Below are 17,997 nucleotides of genomic sequence, written 5' to 3'. Positions count from 1 at the left end.
TCCGGGGAGCGGAAGGCCGGGTCAGGCGACCGGCCCCTCGGGCCGGCCGCGCATCGCCTCGAGCTCCTCGTTCGGGATGGCGCCGCCGAAGCGGCGGTCCCGCTGCGCGTACTCGAGGCAGGCGCGCCACAGGTCACGGCGGTCGAAGTCCGGCCACAGCACGTCCTGGAACACCATCTCGGCGTAACTCGACTGCCAGATCAGGTAGTTCGAGATGCGCTGCTCCCCGCTGGGACGCAGGAACAGGTCGACGTCCGGCATGTCCGGGTAGTACAGGTACTTCGCGAACGTCTTCTCGTTGACCTTGCCCGGGTCGAGCCTGCCCGCCGCGACGTCGCGCGCGAGGGCCTGCGCCGCGTCGGCGACCTCGGCCCGGCCGCCGTAGTTGACGCAGAAGTACAGCGTCATCGCGTCGTTGCCGACGGTCTGCTCCTGGGCGACCTGGAGCTCCTGGACGACGGACTTCCACATCTTGGGCATCCGGCCGACCCAGCGGATACGGATGCCGAGCTCGTCCATCTCGTCGCGGCGGCGGCGGATGACGTCCCGGTTGAAGTTCATCAGGAAGCGCACCTCGTCGGGCGAACGCTTCCAGTTCTCGGTGGAGAAGGCGTACAGGGAGAGGTTCTTGACGCCCATCTCCAGGCAGCCCTTGAGCACATCGAGCACGACGCCCTCGCCGACCTTGTGGCCCTCGGTGCGGGGCAGGCCGCGCTCCTTGGCCCAGCGGCCGTTGCCGTCCATGACGCACGCCACGTGGTTCGGCACCAGCTCCGCCGGGATCTTGGGCGGGCGGGCGCCGGACGGGTGCGGCTCAGGGACCTTGTACTCGCGGCGGGACCGGCCCAGGATTCCGCGTCGTGCCATGCGGCTCACATCTCCTATTTCTCTACGTACCTCAGGGAGCGCAGGCCGCGCTCCAGGTGCCAGTGCAGATAGGCGGACACCAGTCCGCTGCCCTCCCTGACATGGCGCGCCTCGCACGCCTCCGCGGCCGGCCAGTCGCCGGTCAGCAGCGCGCTGAGCAGCCCGACGGCCTCCGCAGAGGGTACGACGCTGCCGGGCACCCGGCAGTCGCCGCATATGACGCCGCCCGCCGCGACGGAGAAGAACCGGTTGGGCCCCGGCAGCCCGCAGCGCGCGCAGTCGTCGAAGCTGGGCGCGTAGCCGTTGACCGCGAGCGACCTCAGCAGGAACGCGTCGAGCACCAGGTGCGGCGCGTGCTCGCCCCGGGAGAGGCTGCGCAGTCCGCCGACGAGCAGCAGATACTGCTGGACCGCGGGCTCGCCCTCGTGGTCGGCGAAGCGTTCCGCGGTCTCCAGCATGGCGGTGCCGGCGGTGTACCGGGCGTAGTCGGTGACGATGCCGCCGCCGTAGGGCGCGATGGTCTCCGACTGGGTGCACAGCGGCAGCCCGCGCCCCACCAGCTCGCTGCCGCGGGCGAAGAACTGCACGTCGACGTGGGAGAACGGCTCGAGCCTCGCCCCGAACTTGGACTTGGTGCGCCGCACCCCGCGGGCGACCGCGCGTACCCGGCCGTGACCGCGCGTGAGCAGGGTGATGATGCGGTCGGCCTCACCCAGCTTCTGGGTGCGCAGGACGACACCGTCATCACGGAACAGGCTCATGCCCCCATTCTCCCGTACCGGCGGCGGCGTCCGGTCACTGGTTCGCCGATCCGGGACGTGCATCGGCCGCCCCGGGGCCGAAATGCCGGTGCGGCCGCCCCGGTGCCGACCGGGCCGCCTTCCTTCGGGTCCCGCCGCGCGGCGGCTGTGTTCCTCAGGTCACCTCGCCGCGGCTGCGGGCGTTCACGTACGCCGTCGTCGCGCTGATCCGTTCGGCGGCCGTCGCGGGGCGCACATGGTCCGGTGAGCACTCCCACTCACGGCCGCCGCCGACCGGTCTGAGGCTCAGCCACGGACCCGCCTCGCCCATGAACCGGCCCACGCGCCCGGTCCTGGTGTCGACGAGGTACGTACCGATGGGCACGTTCATGGCGTATGCCCCCCGTCCCTGGGCAGCACGGCGGCGATCAGGCGGACCCTGCCGCAGCGGTCCACGGGCGGCCGGAGTACGTCCCTGGCGTACGGGAACGGCGCGGTGCGCGATGAGGCTCGTGATGAGGGGAGTGTGGTCCCGGACCGTTTCAGAGCCACGCGCAATGTGTTCACGGCATCCTCCGCCTCTGCCCCGCACGCCACTCGGTGGCGCCGGCCCTTTTCGTCTCGAGTCGCTGCCCGACATGATTTCCCTTACATGGTGGGCTTCACGAATCGCATTACGAAGGTGACGCTCCGCGAGTACTCTGATCAAGAGTATGTCCGCTACAACTGGGCAGCTGGGCAAGGGTGTTGATCCATGGCCAAAGCTCCACTGCCGGCACACACGGGAATTCCCGGGCCCGGGAGCGGGGCCACGCCGGAAAGCCGCGAAAGGCACTCGGGGGCACTTCCGGCGGGCGGGTGTTCGTATTCGGCCGATGTGCCGAGCCATTCGAACAGGCTGCAGTGCGACCGCAGTTGGATGCGGCGGCAGGGAACAACGCGCCACTACGGGCCGACGGGATGCCGTCGTCGTTCCGGCGACGGAACACTCGGCGACGCCCGGGAGCGGACGGCAGGCCACCGGTGCCGCCGCACCGCCATCAAGGACACCTTTGAGTGGGCATAAGTCTGCCTTATGAGGTCATAGGCCCGGGCCGAGTACTGACTTAGGCTTGCCTTTGTTTAGGGTTACCGACGAGCCAGTTGTCGCCGCTCGAAGGGAACCTGTCATGCCCCGCCCCCTGCGGGTAGCCATCGTCGGAGCCGGCCCTGCCGGAATCTACGCCGCCGATGCGCTGCTGAAGTCCGAGGTGGCTGCCGCCGACCCCGGCGTGTCCATCGATCTCTTCGAGCGTATGCCCGCGCCGTTCGGTCTGATCCGTTACGGCGTGGCCCCGGACCACCCGCGGATCAAGGGCATCATCACGGCCCTGCACCAGGTGCTCGACAAGCCGCAGATCCGCCTCTTCGGCAACGTCGACTACGGCAACGACCTCAGCCTCGACGACCTCCGCACCTTCTACGACGCGGTGATCTTCTCCACCGGCGCGACGGCCGACCGGGCGCTCGACATACCCGGGATCGAGCTGGACGGCTCCTACGGCGCGGCCGACTTCGTGTCCTGGTACGACGGGCACCCCGACTGGCCGCGCACCTGGTCGCTGGAGGCCGAGAAGGTGGCCGTGCTCGGCGTCGGCAACGTCGCGCTCGACGTGGCGCGCATCCTGGCGAAGACGGCGGACGAGCTGCTGCCGACCGAGATCCCGCCGAACGTCTACGAGGGCCTCAAGGCCAATAAGGCGCTCGAGGTCCACGTCTTCGGACGGCGCGGCCCGGCGCAGGCCAAGTTCAGCCCGATGGAGCTCCGCGAGCTGGACCACTCCCCCAACATCGAGGTCATCGTCGACCCCGAGGACATCGACTACGACGAGGGCTCGATCGAGACCCGCCGCGGCAACAAGCAGGCCGACATGGTCGCGAAGACCCTGGAGAACTGGGCCATCCGCGACGCCGGCGACCGTCCGCACAAGCTGTTCCTGCACTTCTTCGAGTCGCCCGCCGAGATCCTCGGCGAGGACGGCAAGGTCGTGGGCCTGCGCACCGAGCGCACGGCGCTCGACGGCACGGGGAACGTCAAGGGCACGGGCGAGTTCAAGGACTGGGACGTCACGGCTGTCTACCGGGCCGTGGGCTACCTCTCCGACGAGCTGCCGAAGCTCCCCTGGGACCTCGCGTCGGGCACGGTCCCGGACGAGGGCGGCCGGGTGATCGAGGAGTCCGGCGAGCACCTGGACTCGACGTACGTCACCGGCTGGATCCGCCGCGGCCCGGTCGGCCTCATCGGCCACACCAAGGGCGACGCGAACGAGACCGTCGCGAACCTGCTGGACGACCACGCGAACGGCCGCCTCCAGAGCCCGGCGTCGCCGGAGCCGGAGGCCGTCGATGCCTTCCTCGCCTCCCGCGACGTCCGCTGGACGACCTGGGAGGGCTGGTACAAGCTCGACGCCGCGGAGAAGGCGCTGGGCGAGCCGCAGGGACGCGAGCGCGTCAAGATCGTCGAACGTGAGGACATGCTGAAGGCGAGCGGCGCGTAACACCCCACGACGCGGGACGGGCCCGGTGGCATCAGCCACCGGGCCCCTGCGCGTTCCGGGTGCGCCGGCCGTTTCCGGGTGCGCCGGCCGTTTCCGGGTGCGCCGGACGACAACAAGGCGAACCGTTGCCGAGCTCGAGCCGATCCTGCGCCGAGCCCCGTGCTCTGCGGTCCTACGGCTTCGGCACCGTGCAGCCGGGGCGGTTCAGGTCGACGCGGCTGCCGGGGCCTATGCAGGCGGCCAGGGTGTAGGTCTGCTGCCCGTAGTTGATGCCCTCCCGGACGGTGACGACGCCGTTCTCGTCGACCTCGCAGGGATTGTTGTCCGTGCAGCGGCCGCCGCTCTCGTTGCCGGTGTTGTTGACGGCGACGACCTTGCCGGTGGCGGTGTCGACGACGGGCGAGCCGGAGGTGCCGCCGATGGTGTCGCAGCCCGAGGTGTAGCGGACCGAGTCCTTCCAGGTCCACGAGCCTTCCTTGAGGCGGTAGGCGAACCCGTCGATGTCGCAGCTGTAGATCCGCTTCCAGTAACCGGAGACGACCTTGATGTCCGTGCCCTGCGCGGGGCGGACGGCGCTGAGCTCGAGCGCCTTGATGCCGTAGCGGGACTCGATCTGCCCGTAGGTGCTGGTGAGTTGGTACAGGGAGACGTCGGTGTCGGTCATCGTCCCGTAGGCGATCTTCGCGGCCCGCAGGGTGGCGACGCGCGTCCCCGAGGAGTTGAGCAGGCCGAAGCTGCGGGAGGAGGCGCGGTCGACCACCACCTCGCCGGGGGCGGGGAAGCCGGTCTCCAGGCAGTGGCCGTTGGACATGACGAGCGCGGGGTCGTTCGGCTGCGCGGCGGCCGTACGGACCACGGAACCGGAGCAGTTGCTGAGCGCGACCGTACCGGCGAAGTCCACCGCCTTGGCGGAGACGTCCGCTTCGGCGGCGACGGCGGGTGCTGCGCCCGCTCCGAGGAGCGTCAACGCGAGCAGCGCGCCGGCGAGAGGCTTGTTCATGTGGGGGTCCCCTCAATGCGACGGATGGTGCCGGAGCGAACTCCGACTTGTCATGCGCATTGTTGGGGGACGGCCCTGGGCCGACAAGGCACCGATTCCGGCCACGCGCCCCGTTGTCGTCGCCGGTCACCGGACGGGGGGTCCGGGCCGGCGGCGCCCGCTCACCCCCCGCCCGGGGTCACCAGTCCCGACTCGTAGGCCACGATCACCAGTTGGGCCCGGTCCCGGGCGCACAGTTTGCTCATGATGCGGCTGACATGGGTCTTCGCCGTCAGAGGGCTCAGGCCCAGCGACTCGGCGATCTCCGTGTTGTTCAGGCCCCTGGCCACCAGGGTCAGGACCTGGCGCTCGCGGTCCGTGAGCACGTCCGGGCCGCCCGCGCCGTTCGCCGCGGGGACCTGCGGGGCGCTCAGGACGCGGGCGATCAGACGGGACGTCGGCCCCGGGGAGAGCAGCGACTCGCCGGCCGCGACCGTGCGGATGGCCGCCAGCAGATCGGCCGGCCTGGTGTCCTTCACCAGGAAGCCCGACGCGCCCGCGCGCAGCGCCTCCATGATGTGCTCGTCGGTGTCGTACGTGGTCAGGACGAGCACCTTGACGCCCGCCAGGTCGTCGTCCGCCGCGATCAGCCGGGTGGCCTCGATGCCGTCGAGTTCGGGCATGCGGATGTCCATGACCACCAGGTCGGCCCGCTCGCTGCGGGCCAGTTCGACCGCTTCCGCGCCGGTGCCCGCCTGGGCGACGACCTCCATGTCGCGGGCCGACTCGACGAGCATCGCGAAGGCCGCCCGGACCAGCGTCTGGTCGTCGGCGAGCAGGACGCGGATCGGGTTCGTCGGGCTCATGCGGTGGCCTCCGTGGGCTGAAGGGGCAGGATCGCGGCGACCTCGAAACCGGCCGCCCCGTCGCGCGGACCGGCCGACAGCGTGCCGCCCACGCTGCGGGCCCGTTCCCGCATCCCGAGGATGCCGAAGCCGGAGCCGGTCACCGGAGGCTCCGCGGTCCCGTCGTCGGTGACGCGGACCCGCAGGGCGTCCTCGTCCCGGACCACCGTCACCGCGATACGTACCCCCGCCCCGCCGTGCCGCACCGCGTTCGTCAGCGACTCCTGCACGATCCGGTACGCGGCCGCCTCCACGGCGGGCGGCATCGCCGACCCGCCCCGATCCAGGGTCAGTTCGGCGCCCGCCGTCCGCACCAGGTCCGGGAGCGCCGCGAGGTCCGGCAGCGGGCCGTCGCAGTCGGGGCCGTCGGTGCGCAGGACCTCCAGCGTGGTGCGCAGTTCACCCCGCGCGGTACGGCACGTCTCGGCGATGTCGTCGAGCGCTCCGGCGATCGCCGCCCGGTCCAGCCGGTCCGGATCGACGCTGAGGACGTGGGAGGCGACGGACGTCTGCACGCCGATGAGGGTGATGGAGTGCGCGAGCAGATCGTGCAGATCACGGGCGATCCGCAGCCGCTCCTCCGCGACCCGGCGTGCGGCCTCCTCCTCGCGGGTGCGTTCCGCCCGTTCGGCGCGGCCCACGACGGAGGCGATGTAACGGCGGTAGGTGCGTACGTCGACACCCAGGACGAGCACGGCGAGGATCCAGCCCGAGGTGCGCAGGGTCTCCAGGCCCTCGTGCTTCCCGACGTTGAACATCACGGTCAGGCTGATGCCGATGACGAGACAGCCGACGAAGAAGGTGTACAGCGGGCGCCCGGTGACGGCCACCGTGTAGAGGGCGACCAGTGACGCGGGCACCGGCGCGGCGTGGGTGTTGTCCAGCGCGTGGTACGGCCCGACGCACAGCAGTACGGCGGCCAGTACGGGGAGCGGGTGCGACCGCCGCCACACGAGCGGCACGACGCTCCCCGCGAGGAGCGCCCAGCCCAGGGCGTCCGGCCTGCGGCCGCCGTCGACGAGGAGCGCGAGCGCGAGGGACAGCACACCGACGGCCGCGGCGGCGACGGCGTCGTTGCGGGTGCGGTGGGGGACGGTGAGCGGGTCGCGGCTGACGGCGTTCAGCACGCGTTCGCCGAGGCGGGGGCGGGGTGGGTGCGGCACGGGTCCATCCTGGGCCAGTCGTCGGGGTTTCCCCACCCCGCCCGTCCCGTGACCCGGGGCAGGCCCGCCCCCCACGCCGCCAGGCGCGGAGGGGGGGAGCTCCCGTGAACGGGTGCGGGCGTGGGCCCGGTTCGGGAAGTGGGGGTCCCCCACGGCCGCCGGGCCGCAGGGGAAGGGGAGGGGATCCGGTCCCGCAGGGTCACGTGCGCGGGGCCGCCGGTTCCCGTCGCGTCTCATGTGTCACCGCGACCGCCGGCTTCGGCCGGCTCAGCGGTCCCGGCCACCACACCCGCCGCCCCAGCAACAGCGCGGCCGACGTCACCAGGTACGTGCGGACGAGGAACGTGTCCAGCAGTACGCCGACCGCCACCAGGAAGCCCATCTCGAACAGCGGCACCAGCGGGAGGTTCATCAGGACGGTGAACGTCGCCGCGAGCACGATGCCCGCGGAGGCGATGACCCCGCCGGTCGTGCGCAGCGCGGTGAGCGCCGCCGCCGCGGGCTCGGCGCCCGACAGGGACTCCTCACGCATCCGGTGCATCAGGAAGATGCCGTAGTCGACCCCGAGGGCGACGAGGAAGACGAACGACAGCAGCGGCATGCTCGGGTCGAGGCCGTCGAACCCGAAGACCGGTTCGAAGAGCAGTCCGCCGAGCCCCATGACGGCCCCCCACACGGCGACGACGGCCGCCGTGAGGATCAGGGGTGCGACGAGGCTGCGGAGCAGGATCACGAGGATCAGCAGGACCGCGCCGAGGACGAGCGGGATGACGACCTTCCGGTCGCGGGCGTTGGTGTCGGACAGGTCCAACTGCTGGGCGCTGGGCCCGCCGATGTGGCTGCCGTCGAGCCCCGCCCGCAGGGCCTCGATGGTGGCGGTCTCGCCCGCGCTCTCCGGCGCGTCCTTCGCGAAGACGGTGATCTCCGTCCAGCCGCCTCCGGAGCGGCCCGCCTCCGCCGCGGCGACGCCCTCGGTGTTCCGGGCCCGTGCCAGCGCCTGATCGGCCCTGTCGGTGGGGGCGACGATGCTGATGGGCTGGCTGCCCCGGTCCGGGTACGCCTCCGCGAGGACCTTCATCGCGGAGACGGACTCGGGCTGTTCGGTGAAGGTGTCCTCCTGGGCGAGGTTGCCCGGCAGGTTGAACACGCCGAGCGCGAGCGCGCCGAGCAGCAGCGCCCCGGACACGAGGACGGCCCCCGGCCGGCGGCCGGCGGAGCTGCCCATCGCGGCGAACAGCGAACGGCGCCGCTTCGGCTCCGAACCGTAGGCGGGCACCAGCGGCCAGAACACCCGGCGGCCGAGGAGCACCAGGACGGCGGGCAGCAGGGTGAGCATCGCGGCGAGGGCGCACACGACACCTACCGCGCCGACCGGGCCGAGTCCGCTGGCGCTGTTGAGGTCGGCGGCGAGCAGGCACAGCAGCCCGGCGGCGACGGTGCCTGAGGAGGCGAGGACGGCGGGGCCGCAGCCGCGCAGGGCGGCGCGCATCGCGTCGTACGGCTGCTCGACGCGGCGCAGTTCCTCCCGGTAGCGGGCGACGAGCAGCAGCGCGTAGTCGGTGCCCGCGCCGAAGACGAGGACGGTCATGATGGCCGCGCTCTGGCTGGTGACGGTGAGGTCGAAGCCCTGGATCAGTCCGTAGACGACGGCCCGGGAGAGGACGGCCGCGAAGCCGACGACGGTGAGCGGCACGAGCCACAGGAACGGGCTGCGGTACGTGAGGATGAGCAGCACGGCGACGACGAGCACGGTGGCGACCATGAGCGTGCCGTCGATGGTCTCGAAGACCTTCTCCATGTCGGTCGCCAGGGCGCCGGGACCGCCCAGTTCGGCGCCGAGCCCGTCGACCGGGTCGGCGCCGAGCCGCTCCCGCACATCGTCGACGAGCGCGATGCGGGCGTCGTTGTCGGTGCCGGGTGCGGTGGTCGACATCGGGTACATCAGGGTCGTGCCGTCCTTCGACGGGATGCCCTGCGGCGCGCCGCCGTCGAACTCATGGGCGCCGGTGATGCCCTCCACCTGCTGCTCCGCGTGGGCGCGGTCCGCGGCGGTGAGCCCTCCGTCGCGGTGGTAGACGACGACCAGCTCGGTGGACTCCCCGCCGGGCAGCGCCTGTTCCACCTTGGCGACCTGGGTCGAGTCGGCGCTCGCGGGGAGGTAGTCGACGATGTTGTCGCGCTGCGCGTCGCCGAGCTTCCCGGCGAAGGGTACGGCGAGGGCGACGACGGCGAGCCACAGGACGAGGACCGCCCAGGGCAGGGCCTTGCGGCGGGCGGTCGGCGCCGTGGGCGGTGGTGCGGTCGCGGTCGGTGCGGCGGGCCCCATGGATGTCTCCCCTTCGTCACGGGCGTCCGGTGGCTGGATCACCACCAGACTCCCGCCGGTCAGGGGCGGTTTCGTCGCACGCACGGGCGAGATGGGCGCTACTGCACAGGGTGGCCCGCCGGGCCCGTTACTCCCCGGGGAGTACGGCACGGGGAGTAGGCCCCGTGGGCACCGGGCCTCCTTCTGGCTCTCAGCCTGCCGCCGTGAGCGCGGGGCCCCGCGGGCCGCGCCGCTCGGCGCCCGTTCCCGGCAGGGGTCAGAACGGCGTGTGCGCCGCCGTTTCCAGGAGCCGCTCGGTGTCGTCGTCGCAGAACTGGAGCGCCGCGCCGACCGTGGTGAGGACCTCGCGCTCCGCGGGGGTGTACGGGCCGTCCGCGAGGGCGATGCGTGCGCCCTGGAGCAGGATCGACTCCCGGCCGGCGGGGGCCAGGTGGGGCGCGAGCGGTTCGAGCGCCTCGTGGAGCTCGATCGCGAGCGCCGCGCCGTACGGTCCGGCGTCCGCGACGTACCGGCCGGTGTCGGCGGCGAGTGCCTCGATCAGGGAGGTGAGCTGATCCTCCGTGCAGTCGTCGAGCCCCGCCGCGCGCACCGCCTGTACGGCGGTCTCACGGACGGTGCGGGAGGAGGTGCCGCCGGAGGCGAGGACGGCGAGGGCGACGGTGTGGACCGCGTCCCTGAGCATCGCGGAGAAGCGCCCGGTGGTGGGGTGGTCGAGGACGTCCATGCCGAAGTGGCTGTGGCAGGCCGCGCATTCGACGACAGGGCCGGCGAGGCCGCGCGGCAGCAGGGGCACTCCGAGGACGGCGAAGCGGCGGCGGCCGGTGCGGCGGCGGTAGTTGCGGTCGCCTCCGCAGTCGGGACAGAAGAACTCGCCGTCACCGACGGTGTTCCAGGACGTGTGAATGCCGCATACCCGCAGTTTTCGGACGAACAATCTCCGGGCTGGCAGCACGTCGCACCTCCATGAAGCTGCGGCAGCGCTGCCGCGTTGACGTGATGTTAGCCACATGGATGATGTCGCGTCAGCACCCGGGAAGGAGGGTGAATCGACATGGCTGATTCCGCCCCCTGGCACAACTGCGTGCACAGCGACGCAAATCGCCGGGCCCGCCCGTGATCAGGGCAGGCCCGGCGACCGGGAGTGTTCGACCGGCGTACTAGCGGGCCGCGCGGTTGACGGCCGAGACGACCGCCTTCAGGGAGGCGCGAGTGGTGTTGGCGTCGATGCCGATGCCCCACAGCACCTGACCGTCGATGGCGCACTCGATGTAGGAGGCGGCCTGCGCGGACGCGCCCTCGCTCATCGTGTGCTCCTGGTAGTCCAGCAGCCGTACGTCGACGCCGATGCCGTTCAGCGCGGCGAAGAACGCCGAGATCGGACCGTTGCCGGTGCCGCTCAGCACGGTCTCCGCGCCGTCCACGACCGCCTCGACGGTCAGGGTGTCCACGCCGTCCTTGTCGGTGGTGGTCTGGCCGGAGCGGATCTGGATGCGTCCCCACGGGTTCTCGGGGTTCGGCAGGTACTCGTCCTGGAAGACGGACCAGATCGCGGCCGGGGTGACCTCGCCGCCCTCGGTGTCCGTCTTCGCCTGGATGATCTTCGAGAACTCGATCTGCATCCGGCGCGGCAGGTCCAGCTTGTGGTCGTTCTTCAGGACGTAGGCGATGCCGCCCTTGCCGGACTGCGAGTTGACCCGGATCACGGCCTCGTACGAGCGGCCGACGTCCTTCGGGTCGATCGGCAGGTACGGGACGGCCCACTCGATCTCGTCGACGCTCTTGCCGGCGGCGGCCGCGTCGGCCTCCATCGCGTCGAAGCCCTTCTTGATGGCGTCCTGGTGGGAGCCGGAGAAGGCGGTGTAGACGAGGTCGCCCGCGTAGGGGTGGCGCGGGTGGATCTCCATCTGGTTGCAGTACTCGCTGGTGCGGCGGATCTCGTCGATCTGCGAGAAGTCGATCTGCGGGTCGACGCCCTGCGAGAACAGGTTCATGCCCAGGGTGACCAGGTCGACGTTGCCGGTGCGCTCGCCCTGGCCGAACAGGCAGCCCTCGATACGGTCCGCGCCGGCCATGATCGCCAGCTCGGCGGCGGCCACGGCGGTGCCGCGGTCGTTGTGCGGGTGGACCGACAGGCAGACGTACTCGCGGCGGGTCAGGTTGCGCGACATCCACTCGAAGCGGTCGGCGTGCGTGGAGGGGGTCGAGCGCTCCACGGTGGCCGGCAGGTTGAGGATGATCTCCCGGCCGGGGCCGGGCTGCCACACGTCGCACACCGCTTCGCAGACCTCCAGGGCGAAGTCCAGCTCGGTGTCCGTGAAGATCTCGGGGCTGTACTGGTAGCCGAAGGCGGTCTCGTCGCCCAGCAGCTTCTCCGCGTACTCCATCACCAGGCGGGTGCCGTCGACGGCGATCTGCTTGATGTCGTCCTTGGAACCGCGGAAGACGACGCGGCGGAAGGTGGGCGCGGTCGCGTTGTACAGGTGGACCGTGGCGCGCTTGGCGCCGACCAGGGACTCGACGGTCCGCTCGATCAGGTCCTCGCGGGCCTGCGTCAGCACCGAGATGGTGACGTCGTCGGGGATCGCCCCGTCCTCGATGATCGAGCGCACGAAGTTGAAGTCGGTCTCGCCGGAGGACGGGAAGCCGACCTCGATCTCCTTGTAGCCCATGCGCACCAGCAGGTCGAACATCTCGCGCTTGCGGGCCGGGCTCATGGGGTCGATCAGCGCCTGGTTGCCGTCACGCAGATCGGTGGACAGCCAGCGCGGCGCCTTGGTGATCCGCTGCTCGGGCCAGGTGCGGTCGGGGATGTCGACGGACTCGTACCCGCGGTACTTGTGGATCGGCATCCCGGACGGCTGCTGCGTGTGCGTCGTGCTGGTGATCGGGGTAGGACGGCCGATCCACTGCGACTGGGACATGGCGTAGGGCTCCTCGAATCCTGCAGGAAGGGGGGCCGACTGAGTCGAAGCAGCACCAGACTCCGCGGGGAGGGGGTCGGCCTACGACTACAGGCCCTCGCCGCGGCAGCTAAGGAGAAGCAGCCCGAAACGCATGATGCACAGCAGACTAGCCGAGCCTCGGCGGGAGCGTGGGACCCGTTCCAGTATGCGGGACGACCGATCAGTAACGGTCAAATATGACCTATCACTCCATTCCGCTAACCGGTCTCACTTTCCGTGACAGGCCTTTGACGCAATGCCACATTGCCGCTCATGGACATTCGCACCCCGGTCTTCTGCGGCATCGTGCCGCCGCACATCCTCGACAGGCTCGCCCGGGCCGACGACCCCGCCGTGTCGGGCCCCGCCCGACGCACCCTCCAGGCCGACGCCGCACAGCGCACCGGCCGCCGGCTGACCACGGTCCTGGGCGCCGCGGCGCGGGCGGTCGCCGCCCCGGCCGACGGCCCGCGCCGGACCGTCTACGACGCCCGGGGCGGCACGGACCTGCCGGGCGTCCGGGCCCGCGGCGAGGGCGAGGAGGCCGTCAGGGACGCCACCGTCAACCGCGCGTACGCGGGCCTCGGCGCCACCTTCGAACTGCTCACCGCCTACGGGCGCAGCTCCGTCGACGGCGCGGGACTGCCGCTGGACGCGTCCGTCCACTACGACGAGAAGTACGCGAACGCCTTCTGGAACGGCGAACAGATGGTCTTCGGCGACGGTGACGGCGAGATCTTCCTCGACTTCACCGTCGCGGTCGACGTCATCGCCCACGAGCTGGCGCACGGTCTGACCCAGTACACGGCCAACCTGAGCTACTTCGGCCAGCCCGGCGCCCTCAACGAGTCGGTGTCCGACGTGCTGGGATCCCTGGTCAAGCAGCGCACGCTCGGCCAGAGCGCGGAGGAGGCCGACTGGCTGATCGGCGCCGGCCTGCTCGCGCCGCGGGTCGAGGGCGTCGCGCTGCGGTCGATGAAGGCCCCGGGGACCGCGTACGACGACGACGTGCTGGGCAAGGACCCGCAGCCGGCGACCATGGAGGGCTATGTCCGCACCGGCCGTGACAACGGCGGCGTCCACATCAACTCCGGCATCCCCAACCACGCCTTCTACCTGCTGGCCACCCGGCTCGGCGGCCGGGCGTGGGAGCGGGCCGGGCAGATCTGGTTCGACGTGCTGACCGGCGGCGAACTGACGGTGGACGCCGACTTCGGCAGCTTCGCCCGCCTGACGGTGGCCGCGGCCGCGGCACGCTACGGCGAGGGCGAGGAGCACGAGGCCGTGCTCAAGGCCTGGTCGCAGGTCGGCGTGAAGACGTCGGACTGACGGCCCGGCTCCCCCGTGGGCCGGGCGGCCCGACTGTCGCCCGGCCCCGTTCCGTACTACAACGGGAACCATGCGTATCCAGGTAAGGCGTACAGGAGGCTTCGCCGGGATCGAGCGCCTCGCCGAGGTCGACACCTCGGACCGGGCCGATGCCGGCGACGTGCATGCCCTCGCCGCACAGGCGGTGTCCGAGGCCCGCGACACCCCGCCCATCGGCGTCCCCGACGGGTTCAGCTACCAGCTCACGGTCGACGGGCGCACGGTCTACTGTTCCGATCCCCGGCTGACCGACGCCCAGCGTCAGCTGATCTCGCTGGTCCTCAAGGAAGGTTCCTGACGCGGCCGTCCGGCGGACCGACGTGCACCCGCCCGGATCCCGCGATCAGAAACCGAGCTTGCGCAGCTGCTTGGGGTCGCGCTGCCAGTCCTTCGCCACCTTCACATGGAGGTCGAGGAAGACCGGCGTACCGAGCAGCGCCTCGATGTGCTTCCGGGACTTCGTGCCGACCTCCTTCAGGCGCTTGCCCTTCGGGCCGATGATGATGCCCTTCTGGCTGGGGCGCTCGATGTAGACGTTCGCGTGGATGTCCAGCAGCGGGCGGTCCGCGGGACGGTCCTCGCGCGGCAGCATCTCCTCGACGACCACCGCGATCGAGTGCGGGAGCTCGTCCCGTACGCCCTCGAGCGCGGCCTCGCGGATCAGCTCCGCGACCATGACCTGCTCCGGCTCGTCCGTGAGGTCGCCCTCCGGGTAGAGCGGGGGGCTCTCCGGCAGGAGCGGGATCAGCAGGTCCGCCACCAGCTGCACCTGCGTGTCGCCCACCGCGGAGACCGGCACGATCTCGGCCCACTCGATGCCGAGCTCCTTGCCGAGCCTGTCGACGGCGATGAGCTGCTCGGCCAGCGTCTTGGAGTCGACGAGGTCGGTCTTGGTGATGATGGCGACCTTCGGGGTCTTCTTGATCCCGGCGAGCTCCTTGGCGATGAACCGGTCGCCGGGGCCCAGCTTCTGGTCGGCGGGCAGACAGAAGCCGATCACGTCGACCTCGGCCCAGGTGGTGCGCACGATGTCGTTCAGCCGCTCACCGAGCAGGGTCCGCGGCTTGTGCAGCCCCGGGGTGTCCACCAGGATCAGCTGCGCCTCCGGACGGTGCACGATGCCGCGCACCGTGTGCCGGGTCGTCTGCGGCCGCGTCGAGGTGATCGCCACCTTCTGGCCGACGAGAGCGTTCGTGAGAGTGGACTTGCCCGCGTTGGGGCGGCCGACGAAGCAGGCGAAGCCGGCCCGATGGGGGGCTTCGGAAGACTGGGTACGAGCGCTCATGGCGCCCATTGTCCCTGATGTCACGGGCCCTCGGTCACGCACGCCCGCGCCCGGCGCATCCCGGCCCCGCACGGCCGGCGGTGAAGGCCGCCGCGCGGGGCGCGGGCGCGGGTGCTTCAGCCCGCGGTGACCGCGGCCTTCAGTTCGCCGTCCGGGCCCGCGAGCAGCACCGGCGTCCCGGCGCCGCCCAGGTCGCGCACCGCGGCACGGTCCTCGTCGGAGGCGGCTTCGGCGTCGGAGACGACCGCGGCGGCCTCCAGCGTCGTCGCGCCGCTGGCCACGGCCATGGCCACGGCGGTCTGCAGCGCGCTCAGCTTCAGCGAGTCGAGAGCCACCGTTCCGGCGACGTAGGTACGGCCGGTCCCGTCGCGGACGGCCGCGCCCTCGGGGACACCGTTACGGGCCCGTGCGCTGCGCGCCAGCGTGATGATCTTGCGGTCCTCGGGGCCGAGGTCGGAGCTCTGCGTCATGCCCAGAGCATAGATCGGCCCCGGTGTCAGCCCGCCACGGGATACATCGAGCCGCGCCGGCCCTCGGGGCTCGCGAGCCACTCCAGCTTCGCCGCCGTGTCCGTCGCCGCGTCGGGCACCGGGGTGTGCATCACGATCACCAGGTCCGGCCGGGCCGGCACCCGCAACTGCGTCGACTCCACGACCAGTCGGCCCACCAGAGGATGCTGCATCTCCTTGCGGATCTGCCCGCCGGGCGCGACGTCCCGCCGCTCCCACAGCTCGGCGAACTCGGGGCTCGCCGCCTTGGCCTCCGCGACCACCGTCCGGAAACCCTCGTCGTCCGGCCCCTCCGAGCACGCGGCGCGGAACTGCGCGACGACCTGCGGGGCGTTCTCCGCCCAACCGGAGCTGCGGGCACGGTAGACGGGGTCGGTGAAGTACGCGATCAGACAGTTCTGCACGATGCCGGGCCGCATGCCAAGGACCGCGGCCGCCGCGTCGTTGTACATCACGGTGTTCCAGTAACCGTCCATGATGTGCGCCGGATACGGCATCCACGCGTCGATCAGCCGCCGCAGACCGGCGCACATGTCGCGGTCGCCCGGATCGGTCTCGGGCGGCGGCGGGTTGAGGCCGGCGAGGACGTACAGGTGGCGGCGCTCGGCGCTGCTGAGCCTGAGCACCCGGCCCACCGAGTCCAGGACCTGCGGCGAGACGGTGATGTCACGCCCCTGCTCCAGCCACTGGTACCAGGAGACGCCGACGCCCGCGAGGACGGCGACCTCCTCACGGCGCAGGCCCGGTGTACGGCGTCGGGCGCCGCCGTCGGGCAGGCCCGCCTCCGCCGGAGTGATCCGGGCGCGCCGGCTCATCAGGAACTCCCGCAACTCGCGCAGCCGGTGCGCCTTCTTCGCGTCGTGCCCGGTCGACGTGGCCACGTACTCCCCCTGTCCGTATGCCTGGTGGTGCGGGCAACAGGATAAGTTCTCGCTCCCCGGGGCGGGTCGGGCCGCCGGAGGGTGACGGGCATGGCTACCGACACCACGCTTCCCTCCCCGGCCGGCACGGCCCCGCCCCGGCTCGACCGGCGGGCACGGCTGGTCCTGTTCGTGCTGTGCGCCGCGCAGTTCATGGTCGCGCTCGACTTCTCCGTACTGAACGTCGCCCTGCCGGAACTGGGCCGGGACCTCGGGCTCGGCCCGTCCTCGCTCCAGTGGGCGGTCACCGCCTTCGCCCTGCCGTCCGGCGGCTTCCTGCTGCTCTTCGGCCGGATCGCCGACCTCTACGGGCGGCGCAGGCTGTTCCTCGCCGGGCTGGCCGTCTTCGGCGCGGCGTCGCTGCTCGCGACGTTCGCCTGGGACCCGGCGTCGTTCCTCGCCGGCCGGGCGCTCCAGGGCCTCGGCGCGGCCGTCATCGTCCCCACGGGCATGTCGCTGCTCACCACCACGTTCCCCGAGGGGCCGCAGCGCGAACGGGCGCTGGGCATCAGCGGCACGCTGCTGTCGCTCGGCTTCACCGTCGGCATGGTCCTGGGCGGGGTCATGACGGACACGCTGGGATGGCGCTCCACCATGGGCCTGCTGGCCCTGTTCACCCTGATCGTGCTGCCGCTGGCCCCCGGTCTGCTGACCGAGTCCCGTACTCCGCTGCGGCCGCGGCTCGACGTGCCCGGCGCGGTCACCGTCACCGGTGGTCTCCTCGCCGTGATCTACGGCTTGTCCACGGCGGCCGACCGCGGCTTCGGCGGCACCGATGTGATCGTCACGCTCGTCGCGGGCGTCGCGCTGCTGACCGCCTTCGCGGTCGTGGAGACGCGCAGTCCGGCCCCGCTGGTCTCGCTGCCGACGCTACGGCGGCGGACGGTGGCGTTCGGCAACCTCGGCGGTCTGGTCACGTTCTCGATGATGAGCACGGTCGTGTTCGTCCTCACGCTGTATCTCCAGGAGACCTTGGGCCTCCCGGCCCACGTGACCGGCCTGGTCTTCGGGGTGCAGGGCGTCCTGTCCGTGGTTGCGGGCATGTTCGCCCCGAAGGTCGTCGGACGCTTCGGCGCGCCGCGCGTCCTGGTGTTCTCCCTCGCCGGCCAGGGCCTGTTCGTGGCCGCCCTGCTGGGCCTCGGCACCGACTCGGGAGCGCTGCTCGCGACGGTGGGCGTCACGCTGGCGAGCATGTGCCACCTGGGGGCGATCATCTCCTACGGCCTGACCGTGACGTCCGGGGTCCCGGACGGGGAGCAGGGCCTGGCGACGGGCCTCGTCACCACGACGCAGCAGGTGGGCATCACCGTGGGCATCCCGCTGCTGGGCGTCCTCGCGACGACGCGGGAGTCGCTGTTCGACGGCGTCCGGCTGGTGCTGGCCATCGACGCGGTCGTCGTGGTCGCGGCGGCGGTCGTGGTGGGAGTGGCGCTGAAGGGGGCCGGGCGGAAGTGAC

16 protein-coding genes are annotated in these 17,997 nt (G+C 71.6%); 4 read left to right on the top strand and 12 right to left on the bottom strand.

The features are described from left to right. Positions 1 to 21: 21 nt before the first annotated feature. From SPRI_RS24810 to SPRI_RS24800, 3 genes are all read right to left on the bottom strand, one after another. Positions 22 to 867, bottom strand: coding sequence for an isoprenyl transferase (locus SPRI_RS24810; RefSeq protein WP_005317914.1), 846 nt, complete (start codon positions 865 to 867; stop codon positions 22 to 24). Positions 868 to 881: 14 nt separating this feature from the next. After that, entirely contained in the window at positions 882 to 1,628 is a 747-nt protein-coding gene (recO, locus tag SPRI_RS24805; protein ID WP_005317913.1) for a DNA repair protein RecO, read from the bottom strand. 154 nt (positions 1,629 to 1,782) lie between these two features. Continuing rightward, a complete protein-coding gene (locus SPRI_RS24800; protein ID WP_005317910.1) occupies positions 1,783 to 1,998 on the bottom strand; it encodes a hypothetical protein in 216 nt (71 codons plus the stop codon). Positions 1,999 to 2,776: 778 nt separating this feature from the next. On the opposite strand from SPRI_RS24800, the gene SPRI_RS24795 reads away from it, so the two are divergent. After that, on the top strand, positions 2,777 to 4,144 hold the full coding sequence (locus SPRI_RS24795) for an FAD-dependent oxidoreductase (RefSeq protein WP_005317907.1): 1,368 nt from the start codon (positions 2,777 to 2,779) through the stop codon (positions 4,142 to 4,144). Positions 4,145 to 4,316: 172 nt separating this feature from the next. On the opposite strand, the gene SPRI_RS24790 is transcribed toward SPRI_RS24795, so the two are convergent. The 6 genes from SPRI_RS24790 to leuA all read right to left on the bottom strand — a co-directional run bounded on the left by SPRI_RS24790 (position 4,317) and on the right by leuA (position 12,438). Beyond that, a complete protein-coding gene (locus SPRI_RS24790; RefSeq protein WP_005317904.1) occupies positions 4,317 to 5,144 on the bottom strand; it encodes a trypsin-like peptidase domain-containing protein in 828 nt (275 codons plus the stop codon). A 161-nt stretch (positions 5,145 to 5,305) separates the two neighbouring features. Beyond that, entirely contained in the window at positions 5,306 to 5,989 is a 684-nt protein-coding gene (locus tag SPRI_RS24785) for a response regulator transcription factor (protein ID WP_005317901.1), read from the bottom strand. Continuing rightward, positions 5,986 to 7,191, bottom strand: a complete 1,206-nt coding sequence (locus SPRI_RS24780; protein WP_234020425.1) for a sensor histidine kinase — start codon at positions 7,189 to 7,191, stop codon at positions 5,986 to 5,988. The genes SPRI_RS24785 and SPRI_RS24780 overlap by 4 nt, the downstream gene beginning before the upstream one ends. A gap of 199 nt (positions 7,192 to 7,390) precedes the next feature. Then, positions 7,391 to 9,517 (bottom strand): MMPL family transporter, encoded by a 2,127-nt coding sequence (locus tag SPRI_RS24775; protein WP_107082446.1) that lies wholly within the window; start codon positions 9,515 to 9,517, stop codon positions 7,391 to 7,393. A 256-nt stretch (positions 9,518 to 9,773) separates the two neighbouring features. Continuing rightward, the gene (locus SPRI_RS24770) at positions 9,774 to 10,469 is read right to left on the bottom strand and encodes a TerB family tellurite resistance protein (protein WP_005317896.1); all 696 of its coding nucleotides are present in this window, start codon (positions 10,467 to 10,469) and stop codon (positions 9,774 to 9,776) included. Positions 10,470 to 10,674: 205 nt separating this feature from the next. Further along, positions 10,675 to 12,438 (bottom strand): 2-isopropylmalate synthase, encoded by a 1,764-nt coding sequence (leuA, locus tag SPRI_RS24765; protein ID WP_005317893.1) that lies wholly within the window; start codon positions 12,436 to 12,438, stop codon positions 10,675 to 10,677. Between the two features lie 294 nt (positions 12,439 to 12,732). On the opposite strand from leuA, the gene SPRI_RS24760 reads away from it, so the two are divergent. Both SPRI_RS24760 and SPRI_RS24755 read left to right on the top strand, forming a co-directional pair. Further along, entirely contained in the window at positions 12,733 to 13,788 is a 1,056-nt protein-coding gene (locus SPRI_RS24760; protein WP_053557321.1) for a M4 family metallopeptidase, read from the top strand. 70 nt (positions 13,789 to 13,858) lie between these two features. After that, on the top strand, positions 13,859 to 14,125 hold the full coding sequence (locus SPRI_RS24755) for a protealysin inhibitor emfourin (RefSeq protein ID WP_005317886.1): 267 nt from the start codon (positions 13,859 to 13,861) through the stop codon (positions 14,123 to 14,125). Positions 14,126 to 14,170: 45 nt separating this feature from the next. Here SPRI_RS24755 and era read toward each other — a convergent pair whose 3' ends face one another. The 3 genes from era to SPRI_RS24740 all read right to left on the bottom strand — a co-directional run bounded on the left by era (position 14,171) and on the right by SPRI_RS24740 (position 16,502). Further along, entirely contained in the window at positions 14,171 to 15,112 is a 942-nt protein-coding gene (gene era / locus SPRI_RS24750; protein ID WP_037774701.1) for a GTPase Era, read from the bottom strand. A 116-nt stretch (positions 15,113 to 15,228) separates the two neighbouring features. Then, positions 15,229 to 15,582, bottom strand: a complete 354-nt coding sequence (locus SPRI_RS24745; protein WP_005317878.1) for a hypothetical protein — start codon at positions 15,580 to 15,582, stop codon at positions 15,229 to 15,231. 26 nt (positions 15,583 to 15,608) lie between these two features. Beyond that, positions 15,609 to 16,502 (bottom strand): helix-turn-helix transcriptional regulator, encoded by an 894-nt coding sequence (locus tag SPRI_RS24740; RefSeq protein ID WP_005317876.1) that lies wholly within the window; start codon positions 16,500 to 16,502, stop codon positions 15,609 to 15,611. A gap of 90 nt (positions 16,503 to 16,592) precedes the next feature. Between SPRI_RS24740 and SPRI_RS24735 the strand changes: the two genes are divergently transcribed. After that, complete coding sequence (locus SPRI_RS24735; protein WP_037774699.1) at positions 16,593 to 17,996, top strand: MFS transporter; 1,404 nt, start codon at positions 16,593 to 16,595, stop codon at positions 17,994 to 17,996. Position 17,997 lies beyond the last annotated feature (1 nt).

Source organism: Streptomyces pristinaespiralis (genome assembly GCF_001278075.1).
In the GTDB taxonomy this organism is placed as follows: Bacteria; Actinomycetota; Actinomycetes; order Streptomycetales; family Streptomycetaceae; genus Streptomyces; species Streptomyces pristinaespiralis.
Note: the sequence above shows the minus strand (reverse complement) of the source record. Positions and strands in the feature narration are given on the sequence as shown.

What these genes read in the sequence shown, in the direction of transcription:
- SPRI_RS24735 (WP_037774699.1), top strand. Translation starts at nt 16,593, where the DNA reads ATGGCTACCGACACCACGCTTCCCTCCCCGGCCGGCACGGCCCCGCCC.
- SPRI_RS24785 (WP_005317901.1), bottom strand. Translation starts at nt 5,989, where the DNA reads ATGAGCCCGACGAACCCGATCCGCGTCCTGCTCGCCGACGACCAGACG.
- SPRI_RS24760 (WP_053557321.1), top strand. Translation starts at nt 12,733, where the DNA reads ATGGACATTCGCACCCCGGTCTTCTGCGGCATCGTGCCGCCGCACATC.
- recO (WP_005317913.1), bottom strand. Translation starts at nt 1,628, where the DNA reads ATGAGCCTGTTCCGTGATGACGGTGTCGTCCTGCGCACCCAGAAGCTG.
- era (WP_037774701.1), bottom strand. Translation starts at nt 15,112, where the DNA reads ATGAGCGCTCGTACCCAGTCTTCCGAAGCCCCCCATCGGGCCGGCTTC.
- SPRI_RS24790 (WP_005317904.1), bottom strand. Translation starts at nt 5,144, where the DNA reads ATGAACAAGCCTCTCGCCGGCGCGCTGCTCGCGTTGACGCTCCTCGGA.
- SPRI_RS24810 (WP_005317914.1), bottom strand. Translation starts at nt 867, where the DNA reads ATGGCACGACGCGGAATCCTGGGCCGGTCCCGCCGCGAGTACAAGGTC.
- SPRI_RS24800 (WP_005317910.1), bottom strand. Translation starts at nt 1,998, where the DNA reads ATGAACGTGCCCATCGGTACGTACCTCGTCGACACCAGGACCGGGCGC.
- SPRI_RS24745 (WP_005317878.1), bottom strand. Translation starts at nt 15,582, where the DNA reads ATGACGCAGAGCTCCGACCTCGGCCCCGAGGACCGCAAGATCATCACG.
- SPRI_RS24775 (WP_107082446.1), bottom strand. Translation starts at nt 9,517, where the DNA reads ATGGGGCCCGCCGCACCGACCGCGACCGCACCACCGCCCACGGCGCCG.
- SPRI_RS24795 (WP_005317907.1), top strand. Translation starts at nt 2,777, where the DNA reads ATGCCCCGCCCCCTGCGGGTAGCCATCGTCGGAGCCGGCCCTGCCGGA.
- SPRI_RS24755 (WP_005317886.1), top strand. Translation starts at nt 13,859, where the DNA reads ATGCGTATCCAGGTAAGGCGTACAGGAGGCTTCGCCGGGATCGAGCGC.
- leuA (WP_005317893.1), bottom strand. Translation starts at nt 12,438, where the DNA reads ATGTCCCAGTCGCAGTGGATCGGCCGTCCTACCCCGATCACCAGCACG.